The following is a 7,652-nucleotide window of genomic DNA, read 5'->3' on the forward strand; positions in this document are numbered from 1 at the left end:
TCCGTATTCCTGCCGGCGGCGGCGAACAATGCCCGCAACTCGGTTGCGATGCAATATGGTTTCAGCGCGGCACAAACTGGTCCAGGGCAGCCCGCAAACGGGCAGGCGCAGAAGCCATGATCGGATCCAGCCGGATCAGTGGAAGCCCGATGCCGAGAATGCCGATGCGGGCGCTGGCGAGATCCGGCATGCGTTCAATCTCGTTTGCTGGCGTCAGCCGGACGGCGAGGGTCAGAGCGATCTCCGGCACGGTGGTAACCCGCGCCAGGCCAAGCCCCCTGATCTCCAGCATGCCTGACAGTGCCGGTGGTGCCGTTGCCATGAGCCTGCTGGCCTGCCTGCGGATCAGCACCTGGTCATCGGCCACCAGCCGCGCCGGGCGCAGGTGTCCAGACAGTCCGCCACCTGCCGCATCGATCAGGCGCAGGGCGAGGTCGGACTTGCCGGACCCGGGTTCGCCCAGCAGCAACACGCCGTCCTCGCCGAGCGCGAGGCAGGTGCCGTGCATCAGCGCCGTCTCAGTCATGCTGGGCGGCCGGAATGCGCACGGTAAAGCGGGCCCCGATCACCTGCCTGTCGCTTCCGGCTTCCGATTTTGCATACCGGTTTTCCGCCCAGATCCGGCCGCGGTGGGCATCGACGATTTGCTGTGAAATGGAAAGGCCAAGGCCGGAATTGGAACCGAAGCTGCCCTCGGGCCGGTCAGTATAGAAGCGCTCGAAGATTCGTTCGAGATTGTCCGGGCTGATCCCGGGCCCGCAGTCCTCGACGCGAAACTCCACATCGGGGCCAGTGCGTTTAATCCGTATACTGATTTTTGATCCTGGTTTGGTGAAGGACCGTGCGTTGTCCACAAGGTTTCGTACCACCTGTCCGAGGCGAGAATCATGACCCATAACGGTGTAGGCCTGGGTGCGGTCCATGCCTTGTGGCGGCTTGGCGACCTCAAGCTCGACCTCGGCCTGATGGTCCTTGCGGGTATCGTTTGAATAGCTGACGATGGTTTCAAGCAGTTGCGAAAGGTCAAGGGCCTGAGCCTCTCCCCGCGCCAGTTCGGCATCGAGCCGCGAGGCATCGGAAATGTCGGTGATCAGGCGGTCCAGCCGTTTCACATCGTGCTTGACGATGTCCACCAGCCGCGTGCGCTGCTCATCGGTCTTGGCATAGGCAAGGGTCTCGACCGCACTTCTCAGCGAGGTCAGTGGATTCTTGAGCTCATGGCTGACATCGGCTGCAAAGGCCTCGATTGCCGCGATCCGGCTGTAGAGTGCATTGGTCATGTCACGGATGGCGCCTGAGAGATCGCCAATCTCGTCACCGCGGGCCGAGAAATCCGGTATCTCGACGCGCTTGTTGATACCGCGACGGACGCGTTCGGCGGCCGCAGCGAGTCGTCGCAGCGGGAGGGCTATGGTGGAGGCGAGAAGAATCGAAAGCAGAATGGTGACCAGCGCGACGAAGCCGAATGTCATCAGAACGACCTGCCGTTCGGCACGCAGCACGTCGTCAATCTCGCCACCGCTCGTTGACAGGACAAGTGCCCCCAGAACTGCCCGGTAGCGCTGGACCGGGACCGCAACCAGCACAACGATCTGGCTGCGATCATTCAGTCGCACAAGGCTCACCTTCGCGCCGTTCAGCGCGGCGGCCACTTCGGGAAACTCCTTGCCGTTGTCGAAGCCATAGTCGGGTTGCCAGGGATAGTCGTAGCTGAAGAGCGCCGCGGTTACCCGCTGCCAGAACGCCTTCGGGCTGAAGCCGCCGCCTTCGCCATCCAGCGGGGGCAGTTCAGTCTGCACCACATCGCCTCGTGGTGAGAGAAAGCGGCTGTCGACAATCAGGTTGCCATCCTTGTCGATGATGCGCGCGCGCACGGTGGTATTGGCGAGAAGACGTTTCAGAACCGGGCCTGCTGTTTCCGGGTCGATTGGAAAATCAAGACTATCGGGCTGTTCAGTTTCGATGAGTGCTTCCTCACTCGTATCGGCAAGCGAGTCAGGGTCAATGACGATCGAGCCGGTGTCAACCGTGGCAGAGCCCGATACGGCAGCAGCAATGATCTGGGCCTGCGTGGTGAGACTCTGGACGCGCGCGTCGATCAGCCCCTGCCGGAACTGGTTGAAGTACAGAATGCCTGCAACGAGGATGATGAGCCCCAGCAGGTTGAGAAGCACGATGCGGGCGGTAAGCCGCTGCGAGGCCAACCGACGGAACCAACCCCGGCGCAGTGGCAAGGATCTCTCTGCCGTTTCGCCGCTGTCCTCAGCCTCGGTCCGGTCGGCGGCAGGTGGCGGCACTGGTTGATCGTGCATCCTGGTTCAGGAGCCGGTGCCGGGCTCACTGCTCCTTGAAACGGTAACCCACGCCATAGAGCGTCTCGATCGCGTCGAAGTCCGGGTCAACGGAATTGAACTTCTTGCGCAGCCGCTTGATGTGGCTGTCGATGGTGCGGTCATCGACATAGACCTGGTCGTCATAGGCGGCGTCCATCAGCGCATCGCGGCTCTTCACGATCCCGGGCCGCTGGGCGAGCGACTGCAGGATCAGGAATTCAGTCACCGTCAGCGTCACGGGCTTGCCGTCCCAGGTGCAGGAATGGCGGTCGGGGTCCATGGCAAGCTTGCCGCGCTCGATGACCTTGGCGGCTTCCTGGGGCGCAGCGCCCGCCTCGCGGCTGACCACTCGCCGCATCACCGCCTTCACGCGCTCGACAAGCAGGCGCTGGGAGAACGGCTTCTTGATAAAGTCGTCGGCGCCCATCTTGAGGCCGAACAACTCATCGATCTCGTCGTCCTTCGAGGTGAGGAAAATTACCGGCAGGTCGGACTTCTGGCGGATGCGGCGCAACAGCTCCATGCCATCCATGCGCGGCATCTTGATGTCGAAGATCGCCATGTCGGGCGGATTGTCCTGCAGACCCTGCAAGGCTGCCGCGCCATCATTGTATTTCTGAACGCTGTAGCCCTCGTTCTCGAGTGCCATGCCTACGCTTGTCAGAATATTGCGGTCATCATCGACCAGGGCGATCGTCGGCATTTTCCTGTTCATCCTTCAATTGTATCCTCGTTGTCCGCCTAGGGGCGGAACTGGAACAAAATATGGCAGTCATGATAGGGCCTTCTGGCTGGAAATGCGAGGCGTGACAATGAGCGGCAACAGAAGTTTCAGTGCAGCGGCGGCGCGAGGGTTGCTGCGGCGGGCGCGCACCGCCACCCTCTCAACCTTCAATTCCGATGATGGTAGCCCCTATGCCTCGCTGGTGAATGTCGCCACGGACGTGCGGGGCTGGCCGGTGATCCTGGTCTCGACCCTCGCCTGGCACACCCGCAATCTGCTTGCCGATCCCCGGGCCAGCCTCATGGTGGCGGAGTTGCCCCCCGACGGCGATGCGCTCACCGGGGCGCGGGTCACGGTGATGGGCAGCTTTTCGCGCTGTGACGCTCCAGGCCTGATCCGGCGCTATCTTGCCCGCCACCCGGCAGCCGAGCTCTATGCGAGCTTTGGCGATTTTGGCATCTGGCGGATGGAGCCGCAGCGCGCACATGCGGTGGCGGGCTTTGGCCGCATCGAGACAATTCCGGCAGATGAGATGTTTCCCTCAACAGATGAGATGGACGCTCTCGAGGCGGAGGCACTGTCACACATGAACGAAGATCACGCGGATGCCATCCAGCGCTATGCCGAACTACTGCTGGGCGCCTCGCCCGGTGGCTGGAAAATCGCGGCAATCGACCCTGACGGCGCGGATCTGTGCCGCGAGCAGGAAAGCCTTCGGCTGGCGTTTGACCCTCCGGTCTGGTCCGGCATGGAGCTGCGGGCAGTGCTGGCACGGCTCGGCACGCAGAGAAAGGACTAAGGGAAAACATCAATTTTTGACTTGCGATACCGCAAATAGATGATGTAAAAATTGCATTACATCATTATTTGCTTGCCTGCATATGCGCCTGGTCACTATGATCCGACGCAGGCATTTGCGGGGGGCTTGCAATGACCACTGCCACGGACGCTCTCATTCGCAGCCAGTTGGCTGACCTCGGACTCAGATGGGCTGACCGCATCTCCTGGAACGCACCGGCTGCCGCGCTCTATCAGGAGGCTGTTGCGCGCGGCGAGGGGCTGGTGGCGGAAGGCGGGGGCCTGGTGGTGAGCACCGGCCAGCACACGGGCCGAAGCCCCGCCGACAAGTTCGTGGTGCGTGATTCAACCACCGAACACAGCATCTGGTGGGATAACAACAGGGCCATGAGCCGCGAGCATTTCGAAGCCCTGCGCCAGGATTTTCTGGCGCATGCGCGGCTGAAATCTCTGTTCGTGCAGGATCTGGCCGCCGGTGCCGACCCGGTCCACCGTCTGTCCGTCCGGGTGATCACCGAGCAGGCCTGGCATGCCCTTTTCATCCAGCATCTGCTCATTCTGCCGGCTGACCGGGTTGGCTTTGCTCCTGCACTCACCATCATCAATCTGCCGTCGTTCCGTGCCGATGCTGCCCGCCATGGCACGCGTGGTGAAACCGTCATAGCGCTTGATCTCGCCCGCGGCCTCGTGCTCATCGGGGGCACGCACTATGCCGGCGAAATGAAGAAGGCGGTTTTCACCGTCCTCAACTATCTTTTGCCTGCAAAGGGGGTCCTTCCCATGCATTGTTCGGCCAATATCGGCCCGCTGGGTGAGAGTGCCGTATTCTTCGGGCTCTCCGGCACAGGCAAGACCACGCTTTCCGCCGATCCTTCCCGCACACTGCTTGGCGATGACGAACACGGCTGGTCCGAAGATGGCCTGTTCAATTTCGAGGGTGGATGCTACGCCAAGGTCATCAGACTGTCAAAACAGGCTGAGCCTCAGATTCACGCTGCCACCCACAGCTGGGGAACCGTGCTCGAAAATGTGACGATCGATGGCGACACCCGCCGCCTCGATCTTGATGACGGCTCCATCACGGAAAACACGCGTGCCGCCTATCCGCTGGCCGCAATCGCCAGCGCCAGTACCTCGGGCCGGGCAGCGATACCTCGCACCATCGTGATGCTTACGGCCGACGCCTTTGGCGTGCTGCCTCCCATTGCCAGGCTGACGCCCGCTCAGGCCATGTATCACTTCCTCTCAGGCTACACCGCCAAGGTGGCGGGTACCGAACGTGGGGTGACCGAGCCTTCTGCCACATTTTCCACTTGCTTCGGCGCCCCCTTCATTCCACGTGATCCAGCGGTTTATGGAAACCTGCTGCGCAGCTTCATCAACCGCCACCAGGTGTCATGCTGGCTTCTCAATACCGGATGGACGGGCGGCCCCCATGGCGTGGGTCAGCGCATGCCCATCGGGGTCACGCGGGCGCTGCTGCGTGCTGCCCTTGATGGCGAACTCGACCATGCTCCGATGCGCCGTGATGCTCACTTCGGCTTTGCCGTGCCGATGCGTGCAGACGGGGTTGATCCAACGTGCCTCGATCCGCGCCAGACCTGGCCTGATGGCCTCGCCTATGATGCCATGGCGCGTAAACTGGTCGGGATGTTCGTGCGGAACTTCGAACGTTTTGAACAAGCCGCTGATGCCGAGGTCAGGGCTGCCGGTCCTGCTGTTCAGATCGCAGCCGAATAGCTGCCGGGCGTGTGCGCCGCGCAGATTCGCCCGACATCTTCGGCTGTCAGACCGGCCTCAAAATGCATGCAGCAATATGGCTTGCCGGCTTCAGCCTGATTGCCCTCGGTGCGGAAGAACCGGCAACTCCGGCAGGTGCCGAAGCTGATCATTCCCTCGCGGCCGAGTTCCGCGCGCAGCAACTCTTCGAACCCCCGCAGCATGCGTCGGCGTGTCTTGCCTCCCAGTTCACTGATGGCCTGCGCCAGCCTCAGCCATGGATCATCCGCCAGGGCGGCCTCGCCCTTCGCCGTGAGGCTGAGAGCCACCAGCTTGCCACTGTCCGGACGCGAGCTCTTGCTCAGCAGCCCCTTTCGTACCAGTGCCTTGACGGTCTGGGAAATCGTCCCCTTGGTTGCACCGAGATACCGGCTGAGGGCACTTGGGGAATTGGAGAACCTGTTGGCGCGGCTCAGGTAGCGGAGTGCTTCGCGCTGTGCCGGGTTGAGGCCGTGCTGGTGGTCGCGGGCCCGCATCAGCCGCGCCAGCCGCTCCAGCTGTTGTGCGATCGCTGCGCCGCCGGCCTCCTGCCCGTCATCGTCGATCATCTGCCAGATGCCTTCCTGCCATGTGGCTTCTTCGGCCTCCTCATGGTTTCACAAAGTCGCAGCCTCGGCGAGAAGAATCTTGACCAGCCCTTCGGCCTGTCTCGATCCGGAAGGTTGCGGCCCGACCCGCTTCTCGGATAAGGACGAAGCGAGGTGTTTCGGAGGTTGGCCATGAAGATTGCAGTGGGTGCAGACAGCGCGGGCAAGCCGCTGCTTGATGTCATCGAGGCGCATCTGAAGTCGAAACCCGGGCATATCGTGTCCAATCTGAGTGCCGCCGGCTTCTATGCCGACCTTGCCGCCGATCTGGCAGGGAAGGTGAGGGATGGCAATTTCGAGCGGGGTATCCTTATCTGTGGTACGGGCATCGGGGTTTGCATCGCCGCCAACAAGGTTCCCGGTATCCGCGCAGCGCTGACGCATGACACCTATTCCGCCGAACGTGCCGCCAAGTCCAACAATGCCCAGATCATCACCATGGGCGCGCGGGTCATTGGCCCGGAACTGGCCAAGGCGATTGTTGACACCTGGCTTTCCTCCAGCTTTGACCCGACAGGCCCGTCGGCTGCGAATGTCGAGGCTATCAACCGTCTCGATGGATCTGCCGTCAAACGATCCGGGCCATGATCCATGACGACATTCGTACGGCGGTTGGAAAGCCGTGCGAGGCCCATGCCGGCGCCTGTTGGCGTGTCCTGTGTCAGGAGTGCGTCTGCGCATCGGGAAGGTGTCCGCGACATCTTTCATGGCCACAAGATCTGGACGAGCCGGGGCTCACAGTCTTTCGCTGTTTCTTGTCGACATCCGCTGCGCCTGCCAGACTGGACGCAGGACTGATCCGATTCGCAGCATCATGAACCATGCCACCACCACCATCGGCTGCGAAGATGTGCTCAATCCTGCGGAGTGCATAAGAGGGGCTCACCGGCCCGGCGTGTGGAGGCCAAGATGGTGAAATCACTTGTCGCCGCTGCAAGTTTGGCGAAGTGCGGCTCGATCAGGTGTCGGCGCTCTCTATCGATCCGGTCCTGTCCTGCCGCGCATGTGCCCGGCCTAACGAGGTCTCATTGAATGAAAGAGGATTTCCACGACTGGGTCGGGCGCCGCGTGACACGTGAAGACGTGGTGACGCCGCGTCTCCTCGCCGAGTTCCGGGCAACGCTAGGCCCCTATCTGTTCGATGATGGCGGATCAACGTGTCCGCCGGGGCTTCATGCCTGTCTAGCACCGGCCATTCCCGCCATGGCGGATACTGGCCCGGATGGCGCAGAACGCAAGGGCCTGTTTCTGCCCCCTGTTCCATTTCCACGCCGCATGTGGGCAGGCGGCATGATCGAGACACTGCAGCCGCTGCAGATGGGCGCCAGCATCGTTCGCGTTTCAACCATCGGCGATATCCGCTTCAAGCGGGGGGCCACGGGTGAGTTGTGCCTTGTTTCGGTTCATCACGAGATCAGCGGTGAACATGGC

8 protein-coding genes are annotated in these 7,652 nt (G+C 62.1%); 4 read left to right on the top strand and 4 right to left on the bottom strand.

The window, feature by feature from the left end; translation table 11 throughout:
• Positions 1-61: 61 nt before the first annotated feature.
• Genes ACILRN_RS03065 through ACILRN_RS03075 form a run of 3 tightly spaced genes read right to left on the bottom strand, consistent with a single transcriptional unit; the run spans position 62 to position 3,036 of the window.
• On the bottom strand, positions 62-526 hold the full coding sequence (locus ACILRN_RS03065; protein ID WP_395685428.1) for an HPr kinase/phosphorylase: 465 nt from the start codon (positions 524-526) through the stop codon (positions 62-64).
• Positions 519-2,312: a stimulus-sensing domain-containing protein gene (locus tag ACILRN_RS03070; RefSeq protein WP_395685430.1), complete on the bottom strand. Its 1,794-nt coding sequence runs from the start codon at positions 2,310-2,312 to the stop codon at positions 519-521. The genes ACILRN_RS03065 and ACILRN_RS03070 overlap by 8 nt, the downstream gene beginning before the upstream one ends.
• A gap of 25 nt (positions 2,313-2,337) precedes the next feature.
• Positions 2,338-3,036 (bottom strand): response regulator transcription factor, encoded by a 699-nt coding sequence (locus ACILRN_RS03075; RefSeq protein WP_395685432.1) that lies wholly within the window; start codon positions 3,034-3,036, stop codon positions 2,338-2,340.
• A gap of 109 nt (positions 3,037-3,145) precedes the next feature.
• On the opposite strand from ACILRN_RS03075, the gene ACILRN_RS03080 reads away from it, so the two are divergent.
• Both ACILRN_RS03080 and ACILRN_RS03085 read left to right on the top strand, forming a co-directional pair.
• A complete protein-coding gene (locus tag ACILRN_RS03080; RefSeq protein WP_395685434.1) occupies positions 3,146-3,856 on the top strand; it encodes a HugZ family protein in 711 nt (236 codons plus the stop codon).
• Positions 3,857-3,987: 131 nt separating this feature from the next.
• A complete protein-coding gene (locus ACILRN_RS03085) occupies positions 3,988-5,595 on the top strand; it encodes a phosphoenolpyruvate carboxykinase (protein ID WP_395685435.1) in 1,608 nt (535 codons plus the stop codon).
• On the opposite strand, the gene ACILRN_RS03090 is transcribed toward ACILRN_RS03085, so the two are convergent.
• Positions 5,577-6,182, bottom strand: coding sequence for a MarR family winged helix-turn-helix transcriptional regulator (locus tag ACILRN_RS03090; protein WP_395685437.1), 606 nt, complete (start codon positions 6,180-6,182; stop codon positions 5,577-5,579). The genes ACILRN_RS03085 and ACILRN_RS03090 overlap by 19 nt on opposite strands.
• A gap of 171 nt (positions 6,183-6,353) precedes the next feature.
• Here ACILRN_RS03090 and ACILRN_RS03095 point away from each other — a divergent pair, with 171 nt between their 5' ends.
• Both ACILRN_RS03095 and ACILRN_RS03100 read left to right on the top strand, forming a co-directional pair.
• Positions 6,354-6,809: an RpiB/LacA/LacB family sugar-phosphate isomerase gene (locus tag ACILRN_RS03095; RefSeq protein ID WP_395685439.1), complete on the top strand. Its 456-nt coding sequence runs from the start codon at positions 6,354-6,356 to the stop codon at positions 6,807-6,809.
• Positions 6,810-7,253: 444 nt separating this feature from the next.
• Positions 7,254-7,652: MaoC family dehydratase N-terminal domain-containing protein (locus ACILRN_RS03100; protein ID WP_395685441.1), on the top strand; the 399-nt coding region annotated here is incomplete at its 3' end.

The organism is Aestuariivirga sp., from assembly GCF_044238155.1.
Lineage (GTDB): Bacteria > Pseudomonadota > Alphaproteobacteria > Rhizobiales > Aestuariivirgaceae > Aestuariivirga.